Origin of the sequence: Paraburkholderia sp. UCT31 (genome assembly GCF_014397655.1) — a bacterium.
Taxonomy (GTDB): domain Bacteria; phylum Pseudomonadota; class Gammaproteobacteria; order Burkholderiales; family Burkholderiaceae; genus Paraburkholderia; species Paraburkholderia tuberum.
The window spans coordinates 1-352 of record NZ_VZQP01000218.1; the positions used below are offsets into that span (position 1 = coordinate 1).

Annotated in this window: 1 protein-coding gene; it reads left to right on the forward strand. The window is 54.5% G+C overall.

All coding sequences use genetic code 11. The features are described from left to right. Positions 1-293: DDE-type integrase/transposase/recombinase (locus F6X40_RS41735; protein WP_187631916.1), on the forward strand; the 293-nt coding region annotated here is incomplete at its 5' end. Between the last annotated feature and the right edge of the window lie 59 nt (positions 294-352).

The following is a 352-nucleotide window of genomic DNA, read 5'->3' on the forward strand; positions in this document are numbered from 1 at the left end:
AAACTGTCACCGTGGACAAGAGTGGTGCCAATCTGGCCGCGCTCGAAGCGCTCAACGCAGAGCGGCCAACGGCAATCAAGATCCGGCAGAACAAGTACCTGAACAACGTCATCGAGCAGGACCATCGTGCCGTCAAACGCATTGTCAGGCCGATGATGGGTTTCAAGAGTTTCCGGTGCGCGCGCATTATTCTGTCCGGTACCGAGCTGATGCACATGATTCGCAAAGGGCAGATGCAAGACGAGCGCGACATCAAAACTGCGGCCGTGCAATTCTATTCGCTGATCATGTAAGCATTCCTATTCATACCGGAGTGCGCGCGCCTCACTTCTCTTATCGCGACACAACCGTT